This window comes from Rheinheimera sp. SA_1 (assembly GCF_001669775.1).
Lineage (GTDB): Bacteria > Pseudomonadota > Gammaproteobacteria > Enterobacterales > Alteromonadaceae > Pararheinheimera.
Map to the genome: position 1 here is coordinate 41704 of NZ_LXWK01000001.1, position 25379 is coordinate 67082.

General features: G+C 49.8%; 24 protein-coding genes. 12 read left to right on the forward strand and 12 right to left on the reverse strand.

The features are described 5' to 3' along the window. Window positions 1-175 precede the first annotated feature (175 nt). Entirely contained in the window at window positions 176-1468 is a 1293-nt protein-coding gene (locus A5320_RS00210) for a cation:proton antiporter (protein ID WP_068059395.1), read from the forward strand. Here A5320_RS00210 and A5320_RS00215 read toward each other — a convergent pair. The 3 genes from A5320_RS00215 to A5320_RS00225 form a co-directional block, all read right to left on the reverse strand. Beyond that, entirely contained in the window at window positions 1454-2374 is a 921-nt protein-coding gene (locus tag A5320_RS00215; RefSeq protein ID WP_068059399.1) for a hypothetical protein, read from the reverse strand. The two genes, A5320_RS00210 and A5320_RS00215, sit on opposite strands and share 15 nt — an antisense overlap. A gap of 133 nt (window positions 2375-2507) precedes the next feature. Next, the gene (gene ilvN, locus A5320_RS00220; protein ID WP_068059403.1) at window positions 2508-2999 is read right to left on the reverse strand and encodes an acetolactate synthase small subunit; all 492 of its coding nucleotides are present in this window, start codon (window positions 2997-2999) and stop codon (window positions 2508-2510) included. A gap of 1 nt (window position 3000) precedes the next feature. Further along, window positions 3001-4749 (reverse strand): acetolactate synthase 3 large subunit, encoded by a 1749-nt coding sequence (locus A5320_RS00225; protein ID WP_068059405.1) that lies wholly within the window; start codon window positions 4747-4749, stop codon window positions 3001-3003. A gap of 410 nt (window positions 4750-5159) precedes the next feature. Here A5320_RS00225 and A5320_RS00230 point away from each other — a divergent pair, with 410 nt between their 5' ends. The 3 genes from A5320_RS00230 to A5320_RS00240 are packed head-to-tail and all read left to right on the forward strand — an operon-like array spanning window position 5160 to window position 8254. After that, window positions 5160-6002: a tetratricopeptide repeat protein gene (locus tag A5320_RS00230; RefSeq protein WP_068059408.1), complete on the forward strand. Its 843-nt coding sequence runs from the start codon at window positions 5160-5162 to the stop codon at window positions 6000-6002. Window positions 6003-6032: 30 nt separating this feature from the next. Beyond that, window positions 6033-7292 carry a S1C family serine protease gene (locus A5320_RS00235; protein ID WP_068059411.1) on the forward strand — a complete coding sequence of 420 codons (1260 nt, stop codon included), beginning with the start codon at window positions 6033-6035 and terminating at the stop codon, window positions 7290-7292. Further along, window positions 7283-8254 (forward strand): FHA domain-containing protein, encoded by a 972-nt coding sequence (locus A5320_RS00240; RefSeq protein ID WP_068059415.1) that lies wholly within the window; start codon window positions 7283-7285, stop codon window positions 8252-8254. Before A5320_RS00235 ends, A5320_RS00240 begins: the two co-directional genes overlap by 10 nt. Window positions 8255-8262: 8 nt before the next feature. On the opposite strand, the gene A5320_RS00245 is transcribed toward A5320_RS00240, so the two are convergent. Beyond that, window positions 8263-8661: a response regulator gene (locus tag A5320_RS00245; protein ID WP_068059418.1), complete on the reverse strand. Its 399-nt coding sequence runs from the start codon at window positions 8659-8661 to the stop codon at window positions 8263-8265. A 149-nt stretch (window positions 8662-8810) separates the two neighbouring features. On the opposite strand from A5320_RS00245, the gene A5320_RS00250 reads away from it, so the two are divergent. Then, window positions 8811-10010 (forward strand): methyltransferase, encoded by a 1200-nt coding sequence (locus A5320_RS00250; RefSeq protein ID WP_157605549.1) that lies wholly within the window; start codon window positions 8811-8813, stop codon window positions 10008-10010. On the opposite strand, the gene A5320_RS00255 is transcribed toward A5320_RS00250, so the two are convergent. The 3 genes from A5320_RS00255 to speA all read right to left on the reverse strand — a co-directional run bounded on the left by A5320_RS00255 (window position 10005) and on the right by speA (window position 13873). Further along, a complete protein-coding gene (locus A5320_RS00255) occupies window positions 10005-10949 on the reverse strand; it encodes an acyltransferase (protein ID WP_068059421.1) in 945 nt (314 codons plus the stop codon). The two genes, A5320_RS00250 and A5320_RS00255, sit on opposite strands and share 6 nt — an antisense overlap. After that, complete coding sequence (locus A5320_RS00260; protein WP_068059424.1) at window positions 10950-11843, reverse strand: acyltransferase; 894 nt, start codon at window positions 11841-11843, stop codon at window positions 10950-10952. Window positions 11844-11986: 143 nt separating this feature from the next. Continuing rightward, window positions 11987-13873, reverse strand: coding sequence for a biosynthetic arginine decarboxylase (gene speA, locus A5320_RS00265; RefSeq protein ID WP_068059427.1), 1887 nt, complete (start codon window positions 13871-13873; stop codon window positions 11987-11989). Between the two features lie 128 nt (window positions 13874-14001). On the opposite strand from speA, the gene speE reads away from it, so the two are divergent. Both speE and A5320_RS00275 read left to right on the forward strand, forming a co-directional pair. Further along, a complete protein-coding gene (gene speE / locus A5320_RS00270) occupies window positions 14002-14898 on the forward strand; it encodes a polyamine aminopropyltransferase (protein ID WP_068059430.1) in 897 nt (298 codons plus the stop codon). 123 nt (window positions 14899-15021) lie between these two features. After that, complete coding sequence (locus tag A5320_RS00275) at window positions 15022-15474, forward strand: DUF4124 domain-containing protein (RefSeq protein ID WP_068059433.1); 453 nt, start codon at window positions 15022-15024, stop codon at window positions 15472-15474. Window positions 15475-15553: 79 nt separating this feature from the next. Here the strand turns inward: A5320_RS00275 and A5320_RS00280 are convergent, their stop codons facing one another. Continuing rightward, window positions 15554-16396 carry an EamA family transporter gene (locus A5320_RS00280; protein ID WP_068059436.1) on the reverse strand — a complete coding sequence of 281 codons (843 nt, stop codon included), beginning with the start codon at window positions 16394-16396 and terminating at the stop codon, window positions 15554-15556. A gap of 215 nt (window positions 16397-16611) precedes the next feature. Between A5320_RS00280 and A5320_RS00285 the strand changes: the two genes are divergently transcribed. From A5320_RS00285 to A5320_RS00295, 3 genes are read left to right on the forward strand one after another with little or no spacing between them, the layout of a single operon-like run. Next, entirely contained in the window at window positions 16612-17460 is an 849-nt protein-coding gene (locus A5320_RS00285) for an alpha/beta hydrolase (protein WP_068059439.1), read from the forward strand. Window positions 17461-17462: 2 nt separating this feature from the next. Next, window positions 17463-18005 carry a DUF2975 domain-containing protein gene (locus tag A5320_RS00290; protein ID WP_068059442.1) on the forward strand — a complete coding sequence of 181 codons (543 nt, stop codon included), beginning with the start codon at window positions 17463-17465 and terminating at the stop codon, window positions 18003-18005. After that, window positions 18005-18238 (forward strand): helix-turn-helix domain-containing protein, encoded by a 234-nt coding sequence (locus tag A5320_RS00295; protein WP_068059445.1) that lies wholly within the window; start codon window positions 18005-18007, stop codon window positions 18236-18238. Before A5320_RS00290 ends, A5320_RS00295 begins: the two co-directional genes overlap by 1 nt. Window positions 18239-18307: 69 nt before the next feature. On the opposite strand, the gene A5320_RS00300 is transcribed toward A5320_RS00295, so the two are convergent. Next, a complete protein-coding gene (locus A5320_RS00300; RefSeq protein ID WP_068059448.1) occupies window positions 18308-18946 on the reverse strand; it encodes an OmpA family protein in 639 nt (212 codons plus the stop codon). Between the two features lie 440 nt (window positions 18947-19386). Between A5320_RS00300 and proB the strand changes: the two genes are divergently transcribed. Together proB and A5320_RS00310 are read left to right on the forward strand one after the other, a co-directional pair. After that, window positions 19387-20502, forward strand: coding sequence for a glutamate 5-kinase (gene proB, locus A5320_RS00305; RefSeq protein ID WP_068059451.1), 1116 nt, complete (start codon window positions 19387-19389; stop codon window positions 20500-20502). Beyond that, window positions 20499-21782, forward strand: coding sequence for a glutamate-5-semialdehyde dehydrogenase (locus tag A5320_RS00310; RefSeq protein WP_068059454.1), 1284 nt, complete (start codon window positions 20499-20501; stop codon window positions 21780-21782). The genes proB and A5320_RS00310 overlap by 4 nt, the downstream gene beginning before the upstream one ends. A gap of 476 nt (window positions 21783-22258) precedes the next feature. On the opposite strand, the gene leuD is transcribed toward A5320_RS00310, so the two are convergent. Genes leuD through leuB form a run of 3 tightly spaced genes read right to left on the reverse strand, consistent with a single transcriptional unit; the run spans window position 22259 to window position 25370 of the window. Continuing rightward, window positions 22259-22861, reverse strand: coding sequence for a 3-isopropylmalate dehydratase small subunit (gene leuD, locus A5320_RS00315; RefSeq protein ID WP_068059457.1), 603 nt, complete (start codon window positions 22859-22861; stop codon window positions 22259-22261). Then, window positions 22858-24297 carry a 3-isopropylmalate dehydratase large subunit gene (gene leuC / locus A5320_RS00320; protein ID WP_068059460.1) on the reverse strand — a complete coding sequence of 480 codons (1440 nt, stop codon included), beginning with the start codon at window positions 24295-24297 and terminating at the stop codon, window positions 22858-22860. Before leuC ends, leuD begins: the two co-directional genes overlap by 4 nt. 2 nt (window positions 24298-24299) lie before the next feature. Next, window positions 24300-25370, reverse strand: coding sequence for a 3-isopropylmalate dehydrogenase (leuB, locus tag A5320_RS00325; RefSeq protein WP_068059463.1), 1071 nt, complete (start codon window positions 25368-25370; stop codon window positions 24300-24302). Between the last annotated feature and the right edge of the window lie 9 nt (window positions 25371-25379).

Below are 25379 nucleotides of genomic sequence, written 5' to 3' on the forward strand. Positions count from 1 at the left end.
GTAACCGCTTACTTAAATTGCACTTGCCAGCCGCCTCTACTGCAGATAAGGTGGAATGATAATTCTACGAACCGGTAAAAGCTGGTCGCGCCTGAGCCTCTTCAGGTGAATCAAACAAAGTTGCCACTGCCTTACTTTGTCGCTTCTAAAAATTAATCAACAGCGAGACAGATCTATGACAAATATGGAGCTGGCCTGGGCTTTTACCCAGCAGTTAGTGCTTATTCTGGTGGCCGCACAGCTATTCGGTTATCTGGCGAAATTTATTGGTCAACCCAGAGTGGTTGGCGAAATGATCGCCGGCGTGGTGCTTGGCCCTTCCTTGTTCGGCTTGTTTATGCCGGAACTGCAAAAAAGTATCTTTGTCGCTGACACCATGCCGATTTTGTATATCGGTGCCCAGATTGGTGTAGGTCTATATATGTTTCTGGTCGGTCTCGAATTTAACACCCAGTTATTTAAGCAACAAGCACGCAGCGCCATCGGCGTATCGCTGGCGGGCATGATCGTGCCTTTTATTGTTGGCGCCTTGTTATGTCTGTGGTTATTAGATCAACCAGGTTTATTTGCTCCGAATATTTCATACGCCAACGCCGCGCTGTTTATGGGAGCAGCCATTGCCATTACCGCCTTTCCAATGCTGGCGCGGATCATTTATGAACGTAAACTGGCAGGAACAGCTTTAGGAACTTTGGCGCTGGCGGCGGGTGCGATTGACGATGCGGCTGCCTGGATAGTACTGGCGGTGGTGCTGGCGAGTTTTGGCGGCGGGACTATTTTGGCGATTAAAGCGGTGATCGGCGGCACTATTTACGCCTCGTTTATGTTGATCAAAGCGCGAGCCTGGTTACAGCCATTAGCGGATAAAGTCGAGACCAGTGGCGTGCTGACTGCACCGCAGCTAGCGTTAGTGTTGGTGCTCTGGGCCGCATCAGCTTATTCGATGGAATGGGTGGGGTTGCACGCTGTGTTCGGTGGTTTCCTGTTAGGGATTGCCATGCCACGTGGCAAGTTAACCGAACTTATCAACACTAAGCTGAATAAAATCACCGTGTTTTTGCTACTGCCAATGTTCTTTACTTATTCCGGCCTGAAAACCCAGCTCGATGTTTTGGGCTCGTGGCAGGTACTATCGATTGCGCTGGTTATTTTAGCGGCATCGATTTTCGCCAAAGGCATTGCCTGCTGGGCCGCCGCTCGAATGGGCGGAGCTGATAACCGTACTGCGATGGCCGTTGGCGCTTTGATGAACTCGCGTGGCCTGATGGAACTGATTATTATCAATATTGCGCTGAGTTACGGCGTGATCCAGCAAGGATTGTTCTCGATTATGGTACTGATGGCTATTGTGACGACGTTGATGGCCACACCATTGTTTCAGCTGGTTTATGGCCGGCATATGCCAAAACCACAGCAGCCGGATCAGCAAGACCCGCCGTTGGATGCCACAGCACTAAAAGTCAGCTGAAGTATTTTGCGGCTTTGCCACCGGACTGTTGACTGACTCAGGTCGCAGCACAGTCCAGTGGGTTATTTCAGGATTAAAAAAACCACATTCCTGATAAGCGCTGGTCAGCTTGCCTTGTCGACGTAGAATAGCCAGCCCTTGTTGCAGAGCCGCAAAAACCGGCTCAGCCAGCGGATGTTTTTTCGCGACAATAAAATGCCGGCTATCGTCTAATAACACTTTGACCCCTTCGACCGCCACCAGCTCGATGCCGGGCGCCTGATAACCAAAAGGCCGGTGTTGCGGGAATGGTGCCAGCATAAAATCGACCCAGCCCCGACTCACCAACATTGCCATCGACGACCAGTTATATTCATCCCGCAGTTCTCGTAACGGCAATTGTTCTAATAAATGCCAATCTTCTGCAAAAGCGCGGGAACTAACCGCCGTTAAGCCACTAAAATCGCTGAGCTGGCGGATGGATTTGGTTTTTTGATTATTCGGTGAAGTGAAAATGGCAGCAACATAATCGCCACGTTCAATCACCGCTGAACTTATGTAGACATGCGGTTTGAGGCTATGGGCGGTCTTGCCCCACACCGAATCAACGCTGATTAACACTTCGCCGCGGACAAATAACTGCACGCTACGTGCACTGCTGTCAGATGGAACAAAGTTAAATTGCAGTGGATAACCACCCAGTTGTAATGCTTGTTGCACCAGCACCATATCCACCACATCACGACGGGTACCTGCGTGGTCAAAGCTCTGAATATCGTACACTGAACCTGAACCAATAAAACGGCGGTAATCGTCGTAAACGGTACTTTCGATGGGAATATCGACCACAGCGACAGGCTCGAAAGCCAAAGCGCTATTCAAATTCAGACTGCCATATATCGCCAACCAGCAACAAAAACGAAGCATACCGGAACTCCTGAAAAACTATTTTCAAGCTTAGTTCAGTTGACCGTGTTCAGACAGTGGGAAGGCGGTGCAGTTTTGGTAAAACCGGTTGCCAGATAACTCAGGGATCTGACAACCGGCAATTAGGATTTGGCTATAGCGCCAGAGATCGCTCACCCCGTGAAATTCCGGACACGCCAGTGCGAACCACTTCCAGAATTTGCGTGTTACACAGCGCCTGAATAAAAGCTTCCAGCTTGTCCGAAGTACCGACCACCTGAATAGTGTAAGTGGTCGGCGAGACATCGATAATCTGCGCGCGGAAGATATCGGCGCAGCGTTTTACTTCTTCACGCTGATCGCCGCTGGCTTTGACTTTCACCATCATCAGTTCGCGTTCGATATGCGCGTTGTCGCTTAAATCGACCAACTTCACCACTTCAATCAGCTTGTGCAGCTGCTTGGTGATTTGCTCTATCACCTGATCATCACCGCGCGTCACCAAAGTTAACCGTGATAAGGTTGGATCTTCAGTGGCGGCAACGGTTAAAGAATCGATGTTATAACCACGCTGGGCGAATAATCCAACCACGCGGGCCAGGGCGCCGGACTCGTTTTCCAGCAAGACTGCGATAATATGCCGCATATTAAGTCCGCTCCGTTTTGCTTAAAAACATTTCATTCATTGCGCCGCCAGGTACCTGCATCGGGTAAACGTGTTCTTTTGGATCAATATGAATATCCAGGAATACTAAGCGGTCTTTTAAGGCAAAAGCACGTTCCAGCGCCGGCTCTAATTCTTCCGGTGTGGTGACGCGAATACCGACATGGCCATAAGCTTCAGCCAGTTTGACAAAGTCTGGCAGCGAATCCATATAGGAGCTGGAGTAGCGCGAGTCATAATTCATATCCTGCCACTGTTTTACCATGCCCAAATAACCGTTATTGAGGTTAATGATTTTCACCCCCAGGCCATATTGTTTACAGGTCGACAGCTCCTGAATATTCATCTGGATCGAACCTTCGCCGGTAACGCAAACCACTTCAGCGTCAGGGTAATGCAGTTTGACGCCCATCGCTGCCGGCAGACCAAAGCCCATGGTGCCAAGGCCGCCGGAGTTGATCCAACGGTTTGGTTTATCAAATTTGTAATATTGCGCCGCAAACATCTGGTGCTGGCCAACGTCTGAAGTGACGTAAGCATCGCCTTTGGTGTGACGGTGCACTGCTTCAATGACCGCTTGGGGCATCAGCAATTCAGCACGCTGCTGATAACGGCCGCCATGCACTTCACGCCATTGATTAATCTGGTTCCACCAGTTGGCAAGCGCAACTTGATCCAGCTTACCTTCGGCTTTGCCTTGCAGTTTATCCAACTGGCTGAGCATTTCCTGCAGCACTGGTTTCACCAGACCGACAATCGGAATATGCGCATTAATGGTTTTGGAGATGCTGGCCGGGTCAATGTCGATATGGATAATGGTGGCATTGGGGCAGAATTTTTTGGTGGCGTTGGTGACCCGGTCATCAAAACGGGCGCCGACAGCAAAAATCACATCAGCGTTATGCATCACCTGGTTAGCCTCAAAACTGCCGTGCATACCAAGCATGCCGATAAACTGCGGATCAGACGCCGGATAAGCACCTAAGCCCATCAGCGTATTAGTGACCGGTAAATTCAGTCGTCGGGCAAGTTCGGTCAGCTCGTCTGAAGCACGGCCGAGAATGACGCCGCCGCCAGAATAAAGCACCGGTTTTTTCGCCGCCAATAAGGTTTGCAGCGCTTTTTTAATCTGACCCGGATGGCCTTTGGCGTTCGGGTTATAAGAGCGCAGTTTGATATCTTTTGGATAATCGTACGGGAATTTCTGGCTCGGGATGGTCATGTCTTTTGGAATATCCAGCACCACCGGGCCCGGGCGGCCGCTTTGCGCGATATAAAAGGCTTTTTTCACCATCATCGGAATTTCAGCAGGATTACGCACCGACATATTGTGTTTCACGATAGGGCGGGAAATGCCCATCATATCGGTTTCCTGGAAAGCATCGTCGCCAATCAGATGACTCATCACCTGACCGCAGATCACCACCATTGGGATTGAATCCATATAAGCAGTCGCAATACCGGTGACGGCATTGGTCGCGCCAGGGCCTGAAGTGACGAGCACGACGCCAGCTTTGCCGCTGGCACGGGCATATGCGTCCGCCATATGGGTTGCTGCTTGTTCGTGGCGGACCAGCACATGCTTCACATCATTTTGCTGAAACAGCGCATCATAGATATGTAACACGGCGCCGCCGGGGTAACCATATACATATTCCACGCCCTCATCGTGCAGGGCGCGAACTAGCATGGCACCGCCAGACAGCATTTCTGGTTGGTTTTGTTGGCTCATGACTCAGGTCTCATAGTTTGCGTATGCAAAAATTACGGCGTCGCTTTTTGTTTTAAAAACTTGTTGTTTAAAAAACGGGCGGCGCCGGTTGGGTCTTGTCGAAACAAGAAATTCTTTTTTGCTACGTGGACAGGTTGGCAGTTAAGGGTACTGGCAACAAATTTTCAAACTAATCGAATCATGACGGCGCTGATTATAGTGGCGACTTCTATCGGGAGAAGTTCATTCTGGAGGCTCGTCAGGCGTTACTTTACGGGAAAATCCAGGTTATTGTCGACCCTTTTTTAGCGGAAACACCACAAGCAGCAAAATTGCGGAGAAAACCAGCACTGGTGCGGCCTGCGCTTGCAAAATCGACTTGCTGACCACATAGTAAGAACCATTCTGTTCGCCAACTCACAGGTGTTAAGTTGCTTAATCAGGTAGAAGTCAGTTTCGAAAATGTGCGTGAATTGCTCGATATGTCGCAGCATAAGCTGGTGGTGTTTGCGTTTTGGTCGGAACGCTCAGAGCCAAGCAAGCAACTGCTGCAGACATTAAGTACCATTTGCCAGGATCATCCGCAGCATTTTGTGCTGGCGAAGGTCAATTGTGACCTGGATCAGGAACTTGCGATGCAATTTGGCGTCAGAAGCCTGCCAACGACGATGTTTATCCAAAATGGTCAACCGGTCGACGGTTTTGCCGGCGCTGAAAGTGATGCGCAGATCCGGCAGCTGTTACAGCCGTATTTACCTGCACCGGAAGAGCTGTTAATGCAACAAATTCAGCCGTTGTTGGAGAATCAGCAATGGGCAGAAGCTTATCCTTTGCTCAAACAAGCACAGCAACTGGCGCCAGCGCGGGTTGATATTTGCAAATTGTCGGCGCTTTGTGCCGCTACGCTCGGGCAAATTGAACAGGCGAAAACGCTGTTAAGCACGGTGTTGCTGGCGGATCAGGATAGTTTGTATCAACAAGTGCAATCAGTGATTGAACTGGCGGAACAAGCCGCTGACAGTCCGGAAATCCGTGCGCTTGAGGCAAAGCTCGCGGCGACACCGGACGATTTACTACTGAAGCAGCAATTGGCGGTGCAGTATCAGCAAGTGCAGCGTTCCGGTGAGGCACTGGCGCTGTTGTTTAGTATTTTGCAGCAGGATTTAAACTTCGGTGACAGTAAAAAGTTGTTTCTGGACATTCTTGCGGTATTACCCAAGGGCGATGCGCTGGCTGGCACTTATCGGCGGAAACTCTATAGTCTATTGTATTGATTGAATGTTCGTGCAAAACAAGGAAAATTGATGCGCGCTTTGTGGTGGTGGTGGTGTGGTTTGTTGTTGCTGGGCAGCGCAAATCCGGTAGCAGCTGATTCGGCGGAACAATTGTTCGCCCGATACGAGCCTGCGTTGTTACAGGTCAGGGTGCTGGAAAAAGCTTCAGGGGCCAAAGCCTCCATCGGCACCGGTTTTGTGCTGGAGCAGCCCAATCTGCTGGTGACGAATTACCATGTGGTGTCCGAAGCCGTATTATTTCCGGACAAATATCAGCTGGAATATCTGGCGGTTGGTCAGAAAAAAGGCCAGTTAAAAGTGGTTGCCGTTGATGTGATCAATGACTTGGCTTTGGTCAGCACCGACTACCAACCCGAGCAACGCTTTAGTATTCAAAATGAGCGTCCGGTGCAAGGTGCCACCATTTACTCATTGGGCAACCCGCATGATTTGGGAATGATCCTAGTGCCTGGTACCTACAATGGCCTGCAAAAATACAGCTTTTACCCACGGATCCATTTTACCGGCGCAGTCAATGCCGGGATGAGCGGCGGCCCGACGGTTGATGCTGCCGGCAAAGTGGTGGGCGTGAATGTTGCCTCTGCTGGCAATCAGTTGGGTTTTCTGGTGCCGGCCGACGCGCTGCAAGCTTTATTGCAACGCTTTATCAAAGATGGCGAAGTGGCTGACTTTAAACAACAAATCGACCAACAACTGGTGAGCAGTCAGCAAAAAATGTTCGAACAGATCCTCAGTGCCGATTGGCAACTGAAAGATTTTGGCCCGGGCAAAGTACCGGACGAAGTGGTGCCCTTTATCCGTTGTTGGGGCGAGTCGAATGTTGAGAAAAATAAAGATCAGCTGAAAAAAGTAGCGGCTTTCTGTAGTCAGTCGGAAGAAATTTTCCTGTCACAGCAGTTCACCACCGGTCGGATTGAAATGCAGTTTGAATGGCTGCATGCGCCGGATTTACACCCCCTACAGTTTTTCAGCCGTTATCAGCAAAATATCAGCAGCGCCAACCCTGATAATCAGGCAGGCAAAGAAGATGTCACCGCCTTTGAGTGTCAGCATAAAGTGGTACAGCAGCCCAATGGCCAGCACGCCAAAACGGTGTTCTGTGTCCGGGCGTACCGCAATTTTGCCGGTTTATTTGATGCACTTTATTTATCGGCTTCGCTGGATCACGACAAACAAGGTTTGATTAGCCATTTCACTTTGTCCGGCATCACTCAGCAAACAGCACAGGCCTTCAGCCGTAAATTCAGCGAGGCCGTGTTATGGCAGTAATTATCGAAGTGCTTAATAAACAACACAAAGTAATTGAACGGCATAAGTTTGCGCAGCAACAAGTGGCCTTCGGCCGCGCCTACGATAACGACGTCATTTTGTACGATAAACATGTTTGCCCACATCACGCCAGCTTACAGCAGGACGAAAACGGCCAGTGGTTGTTGCGTGATTTGTCATCGATGAACGGCAGTTTTATTGAGCCGCGTGAACAAGTACAACAGGCACAGGCGCTGCGCTCGGGGCAAATTTGCTGGTTGGGTGAGCAGGCACTGCGCATTTATGATGATCAGCATCAGGTGGCACCAGCACAGCCGTTTAACCGGATTGAACAGAAGCTGCTGAAACTGGGACATCTTGGGCTGATAGCAACTTTATTGCTGTTGGTGTTGCTGGAAGAAGTGTTCAGTCTGTGGCTGGTGTTGCCGGATAAACAACAAGCGCAGTGGTCGCGTAGTCTGATTGATTTGCCGTTAATGCTGCTGGTTTTGACCTTATGGCCGGCGGCGCTCGCCATGTGGTCGAAGCTCAATCAACATGAAGCGCGGTTTTTACCGCAGTTGGGGATCACCTTTTGCGGTATTGCGGTGATGGCGTTGTGGCAATTGCTGATGACCATCCTCAATTTCAGCCTCGATGGCGCAGAAACCGTAGCCTGGCTGCGTGAATCCGGTAGGTTGATCTTGATTGTGTTATTGCTAACGGCGAACTTCTATCTGGCACTACAACTGACGGTGCCGAAAAAAGTGATGCTGGCGACCGGTTTAGGTTTGATCCTGAGTCTGCAAAGTATGGGATTAAGCCTGTTGTTTGACGATATGCGCCGGATGGCACCTCGTTTTGACAGCAGCTTATTGCCGATGAGCTTTTATCTGAGTAAACCGGTTAGTGCCGACGAATTCGCCAAAGCCAGTGACGAGTTGTTTAGCTCCACCAGCGCTAAACGAGCCGACGAAGATTAATAGCAGCGCTAGCGACTACTCTGTGCCAAATTGTCGAGCCAGATCTGCCGGATCTGGTTCGACAGCGTCATCGGGTCAAAGGGTTTGACCACCACATCCTGGGCGCCAAGCGCTTTGTAGGATTCGATTTCATTGGCCTGCACTTTAGCGGTCATAAACACCACCGGTACTTGCCGTAAATCATATCGTTGTTGCAGTTGTTTGAGCGTGGTTGGCCCATCCATGCCGGGCATCATCACATCCAGCAGCACCAGCTGTGGCTGAAACTGGCTGAACTGGTCCAGCGCGTCCTGGCCACAACTGCAGGTATTGACCTGAAAACCGCCGACGATTTCCAGTGCCACCCGCACTACGTCCTGGATCGAGCTGTCATCTTCGACGTGCATGATGCGTACTAAACTGTTCATATCTGAGTCCTGTCGTCTGACTGAAATTAAAGTTTGGCATAACGTGCCCGGACAAGCCAGTCCGCCTATGGCGCGTGCAACAATACTGCAGCTTCCGGGAAGGCAGGTATATAATGCCGCCATTGCCAGCTTGTATGAAAGCTAAACCCATGTCTGAGTTGTTTGCATTTTTTGCCAGATTAGATCAGCTATTGACTGCGAATCAAGCGCTATGGCGATTACAACCGCTGCAACTGGCACAAATCCCCTGGGCCGAATCCAAGCTACTGAAACTGCTGGATAATTTATCGCTGAACGATTGCGAGCAAATTGACCAGTCACCCCAGCTGCAACAACAAACCTTCGGTGGACTCTGGCCGGAGCTATTTGTTGACGAAATAGCTCCGCCTGCAATGTTTCAGCCGCAAGGGCTCAGTCCGCCATTCTGGTTGGCAACCGATATTGGCGGCCGAAAATGGCAGCAAATCTTGCTGTTTGCCGAAGCGACTGCGCAAGCTAAGTTGCCGGTGTTGGAATGGTGTGCTGGCAAAGGCCATTTAGGACGGGTGTTGGCACAACAGTATCAACACAAAGTGAGTTCGGTAGAGTGGCAGCAGCAACTTTGTCAGCAAGGTGAAATCATTGCTGAGAAATTACAGCTCACACAGCGTTTTATTTGTCGTGATGTCCTCAATAATCCGATCAAGGATTTATTTGAACAGCAGCAACAAGTGGTGGCGTTACATGCCTGTGGCGATTTGCACCGTAGTTTATTGGTGCAGGCAGCAGCGGCACAAAGTCAGCAGGTGGATATTTTGCCTTGTTGTTATCATTTGCAGCAGGCGATGGACTATCAGCCCATGTCAGCGCCAGCACAACAGAGTTTGTTGAAGTTGACCAAAACCGAGCTGAAGCTGGCGGTACAAGGCCAGGTGACAGGTGGTGAGCGGGTACGGCGTTTACGGCAGACGGAAATGTTGTGGCGGCGGGCTTATCAGCTTTGGCGTCTAGAAGTGACCGGCGATCCCCAGTATCAGCCATTAGCTTCGGTGCCAAAACATTGGTTTAGTGGCGCGTTTCGGCCATTTGCTGAATGGGCTGCAGCGCAGCATCAGTTGGTATTGCCGTTTGACGATGATGGCAGCTGTTATCTGCAACAGGCTGAGCCATTACTGCTCACCCAGCGCCGAATTGAACTGGTGCAACATCTGTTTCGTCGACCGCTGGAATTATGGCTGGTACTGGACCGGGCTTTGTATTTGGCAGAACAAGGCTATCAGGTGCAATTGCAACAGCTGTGCGACACAGCACTGACCCCTCGTAATTTATTGATTAGCGCCCGTAAGTTGCCTGTAGCGGCTCCCTTATAACGACGACGAACAATCCAGTTCGGTGCTCAGCGGGCTTTCGGCTGCGCCAAGATAAGCAGCAATTTGCTGATCTTTGGTGACCCAACGCTGGTTCAGCCACTGCTGAAAACGTTGGCGATAGGCCGGGTCGTTAAAATAATCACCGATAATACTGTCGTCGACCGGCAGCACTTCAACCTGAATCACCACCCGTTTTAAGCGGCCGAGCAGCATATCCAGCGCCACATGGCCTGGGTTGTCAGGGTAGATCAAGGTCACATCCAGTACCGCATCAAATTGACTGCCCATGCTTGCCAAAGTGAAGGCAATACCACCGGCTTTGGCTGGCAACAAATGCTGAAACGGACTGTTTTTGTGGCGTTTTTTCTGCGGCGTAAAACGGGTGCCTTCGACAAAATTGATAATAGTGGTTGGCTGATGGCGGAATTTCTCGCAGGATTTTTTGGTGGTTTCAATATCTTTGCCTTGCAGCGCCGGGTTTTTCGCCACTTGCGCCTGGCTATAACGTTTCATAAAAGGCATATCGAGCGCCCAGGACGCCGAGCCAATAAACGGCACCCATTTCAGTTCTTCTTTTAAGAAAAACTTCGGCTCCGGAATACGCGCCAGCGCAAACTGACTTAACACCGGAATATCCAGCCAGCTTTTGTGGTTTGAAATCAGCAGGTACCAGCGGTCTTGTTTTAACTCGCTCAGGCCACTCAGTTGCCATTCTACCGGGTTAAACAACTCAATTAACTGGCGATTATGCCAGGACCACCGGCGATAAGCCCAGTGTGCCAGGCGCGAACAAGCGCGTTGTAATGCCGGCAGCGGCAGAATTTTCAATGCACCGCAGAGCGTGACCACAACTCCCCACAGGCTCAGATTGAGACTGAATAAGGCAAACGCGACAGGCGCCAACAAGGCGCGTGGTGAAAAAGCAGATGCAGCAGACATTTAGCGCGACTCTCCTTGTTGCAGTTCCAGTAATTGCTGGTTTTTATCCAGCCATAACTGATTAACCCATTGCTGAAAACGGGCGCGATAGTGAGGATCTTCGTAATCACCAATCAGCTCTGCATCGATCGGCAATACCCGCACTCTGACTTTAATCTCGCGAACTTTTCCCGAGATATAGTCCCAAAAGCTAGGCGCACCTTGTGGGTAATAAATCGTCACATCCAGCAGCTTGTCTAACCGTTGGCCCATGGCATTCAGCACAAAAGAAATGCCGCCGGCTTTGGGTTTAAGTAAATACGGAAACGGCGATTGTTGCTGTTGATGTTTTTCCGGGGTAAAGCGTGTGCCTTCGAGGAAATTCATTACCGATACCGGCTTAAACTGAAATTTTTCGCAGGCTTTACGGGTGGTAATAATGTCCTGGCCTTTCAGCTGTGGGTGTTTTTTCAGAAAAGCCGCGCTGTAGCGCTTCATAAAAGGGAAATCGAGCGCCCACCAGCACAAGCCAATCACCGGCACATACAGCAGTTCTTTCTTCAGGAAAAATTTCAAAAACGGTACCTGCCGATGCATCACTTTTTGCAGCGCCAGAATATCGACCCAGGACTGATGGTTCGCGACTACCAGATACCAGTCTTTCACTGATAACTGCTCCAGGCCTTTAACATCCCAGTGAATGTTGCTGAACAGACGGCTGGTCAGATTATTCAGCGCAATCCAGGCAGTAGCGCAATGATCAATCAGGTAAGTGATGCCAACCCGCCATGGTCGGATCGGTAGCAGCTTCAGTACCGCCAACAATAAAATCGGTATCGCCCAAAACAGGGTATTTAATAGATAAAGCAAAAAAGAAATAACGCCAATCAACGGTTTAGGTAAAAAATTCAACATCGGACCGCGGCCTCCTTTTTACTTGCATCAATAGTTTGCATGGTAGCTATTACGGCTATTCCAGATACAAAAAGAGCAGGATAGCCTGCTCTTTTCTTTTTGATCACAGTTCGTTCGAACTGCTCTGACCTGTGCAGTCTACCTTAATCTTCGAAATAGGTATAACCATAAACACCGGCTTTTAATTCATCCAGCATCGATGCTTGTTGCGCGGCGCTGAACTTCGATTTGGCCAGTTGGTTCTGATATGACTGCAACAACTTATCAGCATCAAACTGCACATAACGCAGCACATCGGCCACGGTATCGCCTTTGATGGCGTTGGTCAGTTTGTAGCTGCCGTCGCTGTTCAGTTCAACGTGAACAGAATCGGTGTCACCAAACAGGTTATGTAAGTCGCCCAGGATTTCCTGATAAGCGCCGACCATAAACATGCCCAATAAATACTGCTCGTCTTCTTTGTAGATTGGCAGCGGCAAACTGGATTCAATCCCGTTACCGTCAGCGTAGCTTTTCAGCGCGCCATCTGAATCGCAAGTGATATCCTGAATAATGGCACGATGTTCCAGCGACTCGTTCATCCGCTCCAACGGCATCACCGGGAACAACTGATCAATACCCCAGGCATCTGGCATCGACTGGAACAATGAAAAGTTCACGAACAACTTATCGGCCAGTTTTTCGTTCAGTTCGTCGTGAATTTCACGGTGCGAACGTGAAGATAAATCGAGTTTATCTTTCACTTTGTTGATGGTGGCAAAGTAAATCTGCTCCAGCAACGACCAGTCTTTAAGCGTCAGCAAACCATGCACATACTGTGCGTGCGCATCGGTGAAATAATGCACCGCATCGTGGTAAGCCTCAACCGCTGAGCGCGAGGTAACATTCTGGTACGAATCCCACAATGCCCAAACCACTTGTGGTGAATCTTCGCTTGGCTCTGGCAAATAACGCAGGCCAGGTGCGCGTTCAACGTCGATTGCATCGGTCACCAGTACGGCGTGGTGCGCAGTCATGGCGCGGCCAGATTCAGTGATGATGTTCGGATGTGGTAAGTCGTATTCGTCACAGACTTCTTTTAAACCATAAACCACGTTACGAGCATATTCGTACATGGTGTAGTTCATCGAACAGGCAGAACGGGAGTTTGAACCTTCGTAATCGACACCTAAACCACCACCCACGTCAACCGTGGTGATTGGCACGCCTAAAGTGCGCAGTTCAGCATAATGCCGGGCACATTCGCGGATGGCGTTGTGAATATCGCGGATATTGGCAATTTGCGAACCGATATGGAAATGCACCAGTTGCAGTAAATCTAATTTGCCAGCTTCTTTTAAAATATCAATGGCTTGTAGAACCTGAGTGGCGGTTAAACCAAACTTGCCTTTTTCGCCGCCGGTATTTTGCCATTTGCCTTTACCGACTGAGTTCAGCTTAATGCGGATACCGATATAAGGCGCTGCTTCCAGGCTGTCGATTTCACGTAATAAGGTTTTCAGTTCGGATAGTTTTTCTACCACCACGTAGACACTGTGGCCCATCATCTGGCCGATAGTGGCTAAACGTAAGAATTCACTGTCTTTATAACCGTTACAGACGATACGCAGTGGTTTTTCGGTGACGCCTAAAATGGCCATCAGCTCAGGTTTGGAACCGGCTTCTAAACCGACTTTGCCACTGTGATGGCTAATCAGTTTACTCACGACGGAGAATTGCTGGTTTACTTTGATTGGATAAACCGCAGTGTATTCGCCCTGATACTCGCGCTCTTGCTTGGCTTTGGCAAAAGACGTGATCAGCGTATCAACACGGTGTTCCAGAATATCGGTGAAACGCACCAATACCGGCAGCGTTAATCCTTCTTCTTTAAAACGTGCAGTCAGCTCTGGAAAACTGATGCCTGGTTTGCTGTGATCCTGATCCGGATAAGCAACGAGGTCGCCCTGTGCGTTGACGTCAAAATAGCCTTCGCTCCAGACTGCTACGTTATAGATGGATCTTGCTTTGTCGATACCCCAATCTGCCATTGTCGTGCCCTTTAAAAAATCAGGCTGCTATTTTAAGTGCAATAGCAGCAAAAAAACATGAAAAGTTTGTCCCAAAGCTTAGTAGCTGGCAAAATAATTGCCCCCTTGGTGCGCATCAGGACCTGAACATGTCTGAACAAAACTCACATACGCCTTTACAGCAAAAATCACAACTCAATCCACAACAATGGTTTACTGAGATTTTCGCGCCAAGTGGCAGTGCTTTTTCCCTGGAAATCACTGAAAAATTAGCGGAAGTTCAATCGCCGTTTCAGCACATCGAAATCTATCAAACCACCCAGTTTGGCAAGCTGATGGTGATTGATGGCGTGATTATGCTGAGCAGTCGCGACAATTTCCTGTATCACGAGATGTTAAGCCACCCGGTGCTGTTTACCCACCCGGATCCAAAAAACGTGGTGATTATCGGTGGCGGTGACTGCGGTACCTTACGGGAAGTGTTGAAACACCGATCATTAGAATCCGTCACCCAGATTGATATTGATGAACAAGTGACCCGGATGGCGGAACAATATTTTCCGGAACTGTGCGCCAGTAACCAGGATCCACGCGCCACCTTACTGTTTGATGACGGTATCAAATATATGCGTGAAGCTGCGCCAGCCAGTCTGGACGTAGTGATTGTCGATTCCACCGATCCGATAGGCCCTGGCGAAGGTTTGTTTAACCGGGCTTTTTATCAGAGCTGCTTTGCGGCGCTCAAACCAGGCGGCGTTTTAGTGCAACAAAGCGAATCACCGCTGATTCATCTGCAATTGTTAAATGACATGCGTCAGGCGATGAAAGATGCCGGTTTTGCTGCACTACAAACACTGAATTTTCCGCAAATGGTTTACCCAAGTGGTTGGTGGACCTGCACTATGGCGCGTAAAGGACAGAATTTTGACGAGTTCCGTCATGATGACGTGCAAAACGCCACTTTTGATACCGAATATTACAATGCGGCAATTCATCAGGCGGCGCTGGCGCTACCGAATTTTATGCTGCGACAGCTAGTCGGTTAAGGTGAAAGCTACCGTAAATTATTGATTGCTAACAGATGTTGACCTTATATTAGATTTTTGGCTTGGAACTTGCGTAATTCTCATCTTTTCTGTACATTTAACAGCCAAGTTGAGGGTTTCCTAATGAAGCATTTGATCATCATCGGCATCGCTTTGGCAAGTTTGCAGTTGCAAGCGAATGTTTATCAATGTGAACTCAACGGTAAAGTCACCTTCAGCCAATTCCCTTGTGAAGATAACGCCACGCTGACGCAAGAAGTCAGCAGTGGCAATGTTGTACTCACCACCAGCAAAAAACCAGATCAACAAATGGAAACGTTGCGCAAAAAGTCGCGCTATCTGGAATATCAATTGGCGCAGCTGGAACAACAGCAAAAACAACAACTTCAACGCTACGAAGATGAAATTTATCTGGCCAAACGCCGCGGTGAAAAGTCTAATTTCGTGGCGATGATGAATCAGAAACTGCACAAAATGCAGCAGGATTTTGAGCAGGCGAAACTACAACGTCAGCAAGAGATCGCCGGATTACAGCAACAAATGACTAGCATGCAACGTCAGTATGCGGTGCAGTGATTGCTAGCGAAAGCTGAGCGTTGTCAATTTGCCTAAGCTAGCTACTTAGTCATTCAACTCTGTCATTAAATTCAGTCATTTAACTCAGTCGTTTCGCCCAGATTAAACTCAGCACCATTAACACAGTCCCGGCAGTAAACTGCCACCAATCGACAGCGTGTTGCCAGAGCACAAAATTAACCAATAAACCGGCGGGTATCAGCACATTGTTCATCACGGCCAATTGATTGGCATTAACCTGTCTGGCACCTGCGTTCCACAGCCAATAACCTAAACCGGATGCGACCAATCCGAGCCACAGTAAAATCAGCCACTCGGTGGTGGTCGTTGGTGTCTTTTGCCAATTGGCGAATAACGCGCAACCAATCGTTGCGATGATGCTGGCTCCTACAAAAAACCAGCCAAAACTTTGGCTTTGTTGCAGGCTGCTGCCGAGTTGCAATTGACGGTAAGCGACCTGGCCAAAGGCAAAACATAAATTTGCACCTTGTACCAACGCCAGTCCCAGCCAAAAATCAGTGGTCGGCGCTTCAAACCGGATCACCAGCGCAGCTAATACCGCCAATACCGCTGGTCCAACCCACAATAAACTGATGCGACGATGGCGCAAGATTTGGTCAAAAATGGTCACATAAACCGGCGTTAATATCGTAAAAAGCAGCACTTCAGCCACGGTAAGGTATAAAAAGCTGTGATAAAAAAGCAGATACATCAAACCAAGTTGGATAGCTCCAATCCCAGCCAGTGCCAACGCCTGTTTCACCGGTGTTGGTTTGAACACCAACAAGGGTGCAAACAACAACAACGCCAGCGCCATGCGGCTACCAACTGCCACATAAGGGTCGACCTTGCCGGCCAAAAACTCGCCAATCAGTGAAAAGCTGAACGACCAAATCAAGGTGACCCAAAGCAACAATTGCATCCGTTATTCCTATGTTGTTCCTATGATTGCCGGACAGGATCTGCCTGTCGCTGACTGAGCGCAGCATACCATTGCGGTTGGTCAGAGACCAGCAGACAACAACATTCAAATAAGTTGTTTAACGACCATTAATTATCGAAAAGCAATAATTAATTACTCTTTACAGCCAATTTTTGCTGAGTTAATGTACGGTTTTACTTCAGCAGGGATTATTGATGAAAAGTTTATTAGCGATGAAAGCTGCAGTACTCAGTCTGCTACTTCTGAGTGGTTGTACCGTCAAACTGCAGCAACAACATTTTATCCGGCCGGATCAGCCCGTGACGCAGCAGTGGCTGACTGAGCAGCAACAAGGTCAGACGTTGCATGCGTATCAGGTGACGACCGGCGATGGCGAAGTATTACATGGCAAACTGATCCGACATCCGGATGCGCGGTTCACGATGATTTATTTTGGCGGCAATTTATTTGATAGTGGTCGCGACAGTTTGTCGGTGGTGAAAGCGCTTGGCCAATTCCAAAATAACATTCTGATGCTGGATTATCGCGGGTACAACGGCAATGGCGGCAAGCCAGATGTCACGAATCTGGCCAGTGATGGTGTGGCCATTTATGACGCAGTGGTGGCCGATGCGAGTTTGGGCCAAAAGCCGGTATTACTACACGGTTTTTCGCTCGGTAGTGTGGTTGCTGCGCATGTGGCCGGGCAACGTCCGGCCAAAGCGTTGGTATTACAAGGCAGTCTGACCAACGTCTCGGAAATGGCGAATGCCAGAGTGCCGTTGTTGATGCGACCTTTTGTAAGTTTCGAAATTGCCAAAGAGCTACAGCAAGTGGATAACAAAGCCGTGCTGGCGCGGATCCGGACGCCGGTGCTGATTTGTGTCGGCGCGGATGATAGTGAAACCCGGCCGGTGATGTCTGAAGATTTATTCGCCGTATCCGCCAGTCCAATCAAACAACTTTATATTGCCCGTGACGCCGGTCATGGAAATTTATTCGCTGCCGCTGAAGCTGTGGCAGAATATAAAACCTTCTTAGCCCGGGCAATGACAGGAAGCTGATAATGCCAATAGTCCGACTCAGTCAAATTATTTGTGGCCTGTTACTGCTGGCGTTGTTGTTTCAACTCTGTTGTTTGGCAATCGGTGTGTTGCTGCAGAATCAACAGCTGGCGCTTGGCGGCGGCGACATGCAGATTGGCATTTACCCGCCGGATTACGGCCTGCAGGTGCTGCCGCTGTTGCAGCAATCCGGCTACAGTGAATTGTGGCTGAGTCTGCCGGAGCAGTGCTTTTTTCTGCTGCTGAATTTCTGGTTGTTCCGACTGTTTTGGCTGTACCGGCAAATGCAAATCTTCACCCGCCAAAATGTGCAGTATTTTCAGCTGATTGGGATCTTGTTGACGGTGTGGGCACTTTGGCAGGTGTTGTATCCACCGCTGTTGGTGGCAGTGGTCAATTGGCTGCAACATACTGATCAGACAAGGTATATTACGGTGCATGATTATCAGCTGTTATTGTTCATCGTCGGGTTAATTGTCTGGGCGATGGGCCGGGTCATGGCTTATGGCCTGCAGTTACAACAAGAACAGGATTTGGTGATCTGATGCCGATCGTGGTGGAACTTGATGTGATGCTGGCCAGACGCAAAATGAAAGCCAATGATTTGGCGCAGGCCATAGGTATTACGCCGCAAAATCTGTCGGTGCTCAAAGCCGGCCATGCCAAAGCTATCCGCTTTTCAACGTTGCAAAAAATTTGTCGGCATCTGGATTGTCAGCCTGGAGATCTGCTGGTGTATCGGCCAGGGCCGGAAGATGATTTGGTGGAGCAGGAATAACGCAGAAAAAAGGGCAGTTACGAAACATCAGTAAACTGCCCTGGGGACTAAAATCAAATATTCATTTGTTTATTGCGTGACCGGTTCGATATGAATTTCAACCCGGCGATTGGCCGCACGGTTGGCTTCATTGGTGTTCGGAACCGCCGGATAATTAGGGCCAACGCCGCGGGTTTCTAACCGAATCGGATTAACCTGCTGCGCAATTAAATACTGCTTGACGCTGTCGGCACGGCCTTGCGATAACTGCATATTCAGCGCCATCGGGCCGGTGTCGTCCGTATGACCGGTGATCACCAGCATGGTTTTTTCATATTCACTCAGCACTTTGGCAATGTCGTTTAATACTGGATATAAGTCGGCGCGAATGTCACTGCGACCTACCGCAAAAGTGACTTGCGCTGGAATATCCAGCCGCAGAATGTCACCATCTCGATAAACTTTGACGCCGGTGCCAGACAGTTGCTCCCGCAATGCTTGTTCCTGATTATCCATATAACGGCCCACGGCAGCGCCAGTTAAAGCGCCGATTGCCGCACCAATCGCCAGACGTTTATTTTTGTGATTACCGGTGGCTTTGCCGGCAACCGCGCCAACCACAGCGCCAATAGCAGCACCCCGGTTGGTATTGTTGTTTTCAATGCTGGCACAACCACCAAGTGTCAGGGTGGTGGTTAATGCTGCAACCAACAAATGATTCGAGTTCATCAGTAATCCTTCATAAAAGCTTTAGGGACAGACTAGGCAGCTGCAGCTGAATTTTGGCTGAACTGACTGCTGGGTTCACTGCTGCACAATTTTGGTGCTGATCAACATGGCAACAGTGAATAAAGTAAAAAGCGGCAGTGTAGTCAGCTGTGGTCGACATAGCCAGCGATTGCGGTTAATGCGCAGCGGGCTCCGCCAAATGGTATGTGACATGCAAAGCTACTTATATTCAACTGGACATTCATACGGCTAAAAAGTAAGCTCCAAGGCCAGAAATATACCCAAAATCATTGAAGTTTCGGGTAGGCGCCAAGTGAATGAGACCCCAGGAGCATAGCTGTCTATGTGACTGGGGCGAACGAACGAAGGCAACAACCCCGAATCTTCAAGGATGCCGGGTAAATCAGTCTCAGGCTTTATCGACAGAGGGTTTTACACGCATGGCCGCGCTTCGCTGGAAACGTATTGTGATCAAAGTGGGCAGTGCTTTAATTGCGCCAGCCGGAAAAGGGTGCTCGACCCGCTATCTGTTGGCGATTGCCCGTTTCATCAGCGAGTGCAAGCTGCAGGGCACAGAAGTTGTGCTGGTTTCCAGCGGCAGTGTCGCGGCAGGTCGGGCGGCTATTCCTTTCAGTCATCAGCCGCTGCCAATTAATGTGAAACAAGCGATGGCGGCGATTGGCCAAAGTCAGATGATGATGATGTGGAGTCAATTGCTGGATTGTCCGTGTGCGCAAATTCTGCTGACCCACGACGATTTACGCGACCGCAAAAGATATCTGAATATCGACAACACCTTGCGCACCTTACTGAGCCATCAGGCTCTGCCGATCGTCAACGAAAACGACACCGTCGCCACTGCTGAATTAAAGGTGGGTGATAACGATAATTTAGCCGCCATGGTCGCTATTGTGGTCGACGCTGATGCGCTAATTATTTGCTCAGATATCGATGGTTTATATACCGCGAACCCGCGAACGGATGCTAACGCCAGATTTATCCCCAGAGTCGATCAAATCAACGCTGACATTTATGCCATGGCTGGCGGTAGCCATCATGCCGTCGGCACCGGCGGGATGGTCACTAAATTACAGGCTGCTGCTAAGGCGTCAGCACAAGGTATTGAAACGCTGATTATTAACGGTCAGAAAGCCAGTAGCTTTGATGCCTTACTGAATGGCGAAAATGCCGGTACCTTATTTTGCGCCCAACCCGGTAAACAAAGCGCCAAAAAACACTGGTTATTGCACAGCAGCAAAGCCACGGCGCAGGTGATGCTGGATGAAGGTGCTGTGCAGGCACTGTTGCATAAAGGTGCGTCGTTGCTGGCCAAAGGCGTGACGCAAGTGATCGGTGATTTTGACAAAGGCGACGCTATCTGGCTGGTTGATACCAACGGCGTCAAACTGGCCAAAGGGGTCAGCCAATACAGCGCACCGGAGCTGAATAAAATTAAAGGTATCCATAGCAGCGGTATCGAAGCCGTGCTGGGCTATTGCCCAAGTGAAGTGGCGGTGCACCGCGATGATTTAGTGCTGATGGAGCAGGGATTATGAGTCACAGCGAAACTATAAATACCGCAGCTGCAGCTTTTGATGTGGTTGCCTTGTGTCAGCAAGCCAGAATCGCCAGTCGGCAGTTGGCGCAAATGGGCGAAGGTGAAAAAAACCAGTTATTACTGGCAATGGCGGACGCTCTCGTTGCAGCTACTGCAGAAATTCTGCAGCAAAACCAGTTGGATATGCAAAATGCCATAGCAAATCAGCTTGCTGAAGCGATGCAAGACCGATTGTTGTTGACCAGCGAACGCATCCAATCTTTAGCCGCCGCTGTGCGACAAATTGCCAGTTTGCCGGATCCAGTCGGGCAAATCCGGCAGTTAGCGCCAAGGCCAAACGGCATTCAGGTCGGTAAAATGCGTATTCCGCTTGGCGTGATTGCGATGATTTACGAAGCGCGGCCGAATGTCACCGCAGACGCTGGCGCCTTATGTTTAAAATCCGGTAATGCGGTGATTTTGCGTGGCGGTCGGGAAGCGCTGAATTCCAGTCTGGCAATTGCCAAAGTGCTGCAGCAAGTGTTGGTGGCGCATCAGGTGAATCCGGCGGCCATTAGCGTATTACCGGTGCCGGATCGCGATATTTTGTTGCAGTTGTTGCAGCAAGACAGCTATGTCGATTTGGTGATCCCGCGCGGTGGTGAAGGCCTGATCCGTTTTGTCAGCGATAACAGCCGTATCCCGGTGATCCAGCATTACAAAGGCATTTGCCATTTGTTTGTTGATAAAGCCGCCGACTTCGATAAAGCTTTGGCATTGCTGCTAAACGGCAAAACTCAGCGGCCTGGCGTCTGTAACGCACTGGAAACTTTGCTGGTGCATGCCGATATTGCCACTACGTTTTTACCACTGGCCGAAGCTGCGCTGAGCGCTAAACAGGTCGAAATTTACGGCTGTACCAAGACACTGCAACATCTGCCAGCAGCCAATGCCGCGGCTTCGGATCAGTTTGATATTGAATACCTGCGCCTGGCGCTGTCCGTCAAAGTAGTCGACAGTTTTGCCGCTGCCGTCGCCCATATCGAACAATATAGTTCCGGTCATACCGAAGTGATTTGTACCCAGGACATTAGCCGGGCACAACGTTTTATCAAACAGATCAATTCGGCAGTGGTGATGGTCAATGCTTCATCGCGGTTTTCCGATGGCGGTGAGTTGGGTTTAGGCGCCGAAATTGGCATTTCTACCAGTAAACTGCATGCTTATGGCCCGATGGGGCTGGAATCTTTGACCACCGAAAAATACATTGTGATTGGCGATGGGCAGATACGAAGCTAAGACGGATGTCTGAGGTTTATCGTGCGACCAGGGCAGCAGCGGAGACAAGCTATTTATTGAAAATGCAGACGTTATCGTGTGACAACGCCTGCTGCAAACATCAACCGCGGTATGGATCCGTTGCGTTCAAGTAGGCTTTTAAATCAGCCAGATTCGGTTGTTGCTCTAACCAAAGCCTGAATTCACGGACTTTTTGATATTGCTCGTCACCAAATTTCTGCGCATAAATGCTGGCAAGGTGCTGCTTGCTGGCATCCCGGCGTAATTGATGTTGGTAATGATTGCTTTGCTTTTAACGAGTTATCGAGCGCCGTAGGTAACAGTTTTCCTAAGTTGCAACTGGTGCAGGCAGTCATGCGATCGTCATTTGAGATGTGTGATTCTATCCATAAAGAGTAACGGGATTTTATCTCTCAAATCAATAGCGAGCGGACCCGCTTTCGCGGATCCGTGCTGACAAACGGCATAAACCTAAATTAACCCAACCAAGGCGTCGCTTGTTTACGCGCTGCTTCATACTGGCCAATCTGCGGGCTCAGGGTTTCGCTGGCACCGATAAAATCCAAGCCTGATAGCAGTCGTTGTTTCACATCCTGATCCATGGCAAAACCGACAGCGGCGTTATTACCGAGCAGAATTTCCTGATTGGCCAAATCAATTTGCCATTGTTGCGGTCCTTGTTTGCAGCGATTGAACAAAAACTCAATATTTGAGGCGCTTAAACTAATCAGCAACATGCCGTTATTGACGCTGTTATTAAAGAAAATATCGGCAAAACTTTCGGCGATAATCACGTTAAAACCATATTGCTGAATGGCCCACGGTGCGTGTTCGCGTGATGAACCACAACCAAAATTGGTGCGGGTCAGTAAAATCGACGCGCCTTGGTATTGCGGTTCATTCAGAATAAATTCCGGATTGGCGCTGCCGTCGGCCTGATAACGCCAGTCAAAAAACAGTGCTTCGGCAAAACCGTCACGGCTCACTGAGGTCAAAAACTGTTTAGGGATAATTTGGTCAGTATCGACGTTATTTTTATCCAGCGGGCAGACTAACCCCTTGGCGAAAATCTGGCTCATGCCTGCGCTCCTTGTGGTGCTTGTACTGAGATTTGGGAAATATCGACAAACTTACCGGCAATAGCGGCAGCAGCGGCCATCGCCGGGCTGACTAAATGGGTGCGACTGCCACGGCCCTGGCGGCCTTCAAAGTTACGATTAGAAGTGGAAGCGCAGCGCTGACCGGCATCAACTCTGTCATCATTCATACCTAAACACATCGAACATCCCGGTTCGCGCCATTCAAAACCGGCGGCTTTAAATACATCCGCTAAACCTTCAGCTTCGGCCTGACGTTTCACCTGGCCAGAACCCGGCACTACCAAAGCGCGCACACCAGCGGCAACTTTTTGCGTGCCAACCACGGCGGCGGCGGCACGTAAATCTTCAATCCGGCTATTGGTGCAAGAGCCGATAAACACCACATCAACGCTAATATCGGTCAGCTTCTGACCCGCTTCCAAGCCCATGTAGGTCAAAGCGCGTTTGGCGGCATCGGCTTTGATCAAATCTTTAAAGGATTCCGGCGCTGGCACCGGTTGATCGACGGCAATCACTTGCTCAGGGTTCGTACCCCAGCTGATTTGTGGCCGGATCTGACTGCCATCAATGCTAACGACAGTATCAAAAACTGCATCCGCATCTGAATACAGCGATTGCCAGTAGGCAACGGCGGCATCCCAATGTTCAGCTTTCGGCGCATGAGGTTTACCTTTCAGATAGGCAAAAGTGGTGTCATCCGGGGCAATCAAACCGGCTTTAGCGCCCATTTCGATGCTCATATTACACAACGTCATCCGGCCTTCCATCGTCATGCCACGAATGGCTTCACCACAGAATTCCGCGACATAACCGTTGCCACCGGCGGTGCCTAACTTACCGATAATCGCCAGGATCACATCTTTAGGCGTGACAAAAGGCGATAACTGACCGGAGACTTCCACCTTTAAGGTTCGGGCCACTTGTTGCGGCAGCGTTTGGGTGGCCAGTACGTGTTCCACTTCAGAAGTACCGATACCAAAGGCAATAGCGCCAAAAGCGCCGTGAGTGGAGGTGTGCGAGTCACCGCATACAATCACCATGCCGGGCTGGGTCAAGCCAAGCTCAGGGCCAATCACGTGCACAATGCCTTGATCCGGATGATATAAATCCAGCAGCTCAATGCCACTTTCGGCGCAGTTGGCGGCCAGGGCTTCCAGCTGTTTACGCGAAGTTTCACCAGCGGCATCGTAGCTGCGCACCTGGGTTGAAGTATTGTGATCCATGGTGGCGAAGGTTAAATCCGGCCGCCGAACTTTGCGACCGGCTAAACGCAGGCCGGAAAATGCCTGTGGACTGGTCACTTCATGAATAAGATGGCGGTCGACAAACAATAAATCGGTACTGCCGTTTAAAGAACCGACCACGTGGCTTTGGTAAATTTTTTGGTACAGGGTTTTACCTGAAGGCTGGCTCATTTTTATGCTCCTGCGCGAATAGCATTAACAATAGCGTTGCCGATATCGTCAGTGCTGTAAGTCGATTGTGGGTTGATATCGCGGGTCACAATGCCACGCTCTAAGGTCTGTTCAACCGCGGCTTCGATGGCGCGGGCAGCGGCTTCTTCACCACAGCTAAAGCGAAGTAATAAGGCGGCGGATAAAATTTGCGCCACCGGGTTAGCAATGCCTTGGCCTGCAATATCCGGCGCGCTGCCACCGGCCGGTTCATATAAACCAAAATTGGAGCCGTTTAAGCTGGCGGACGGTAACAAACCAAGTGAACCGGCAATAGCAGCGATTTCGTCGGATAAAATGTCGCCGAACAGGTTGTCGCAGAGCAGCACGTCGAAGTGTTTAGGTGCGCGGATTAACTGCATTGCGGCGTTATCTATATACATATGCTCCAGTTCAACGCCCGGATAATCTTTGGCGATCCGCGAAACCACTTCGCGCCACAGCACCGAAGTCGCCAGCACATTGGCTTTATCAATCGAAGTCACTTTGTTATTGCGCTTGGTGGCCGCTTCAAACGCCACGCGACTGATCCGCTCAATTTCTTTCACGCTGTAGGTTTGAGTATCAAAAGCGCTGTCTTGCGAGCGGCCTTTTTCACCAAAATAAATGCCGCCGGTCAGTTCGCGGACACACAAAATATCCATGCCCTGACTGCTGGTGCGTGGGTGTAATGGCGATAATTCAGCAAAGGCCGGGTAAATTTTGCCGGGGCGTAAATTACAGAATAAATCGAAGGTTTTACGCAGTGGTAATAAAGAAGCGCGCTCTGGCTGCTGCGCTGGTGGCAGGCTGGTCCATTTTGGGCCGCCGACTGAGCCAAATAAAATGGCGTCGCTGCGTTTACACAAGTCTAAAGTGCTGGCGGGCAGGGCTTCGCCGTGTTCGTCGATGGCGGCGCCGCCGACTAACGCCGCTTCGCTTTGAATAGCAAAACCAAACTTGTTGGAGACTACTTCCAACACTTTTAACGCTTGTTGCATCACTTCAGGGCCGATGCCGTCGCCGGCCAATACTGCAATTTTATAAGTCTTCATGTGTTTCTC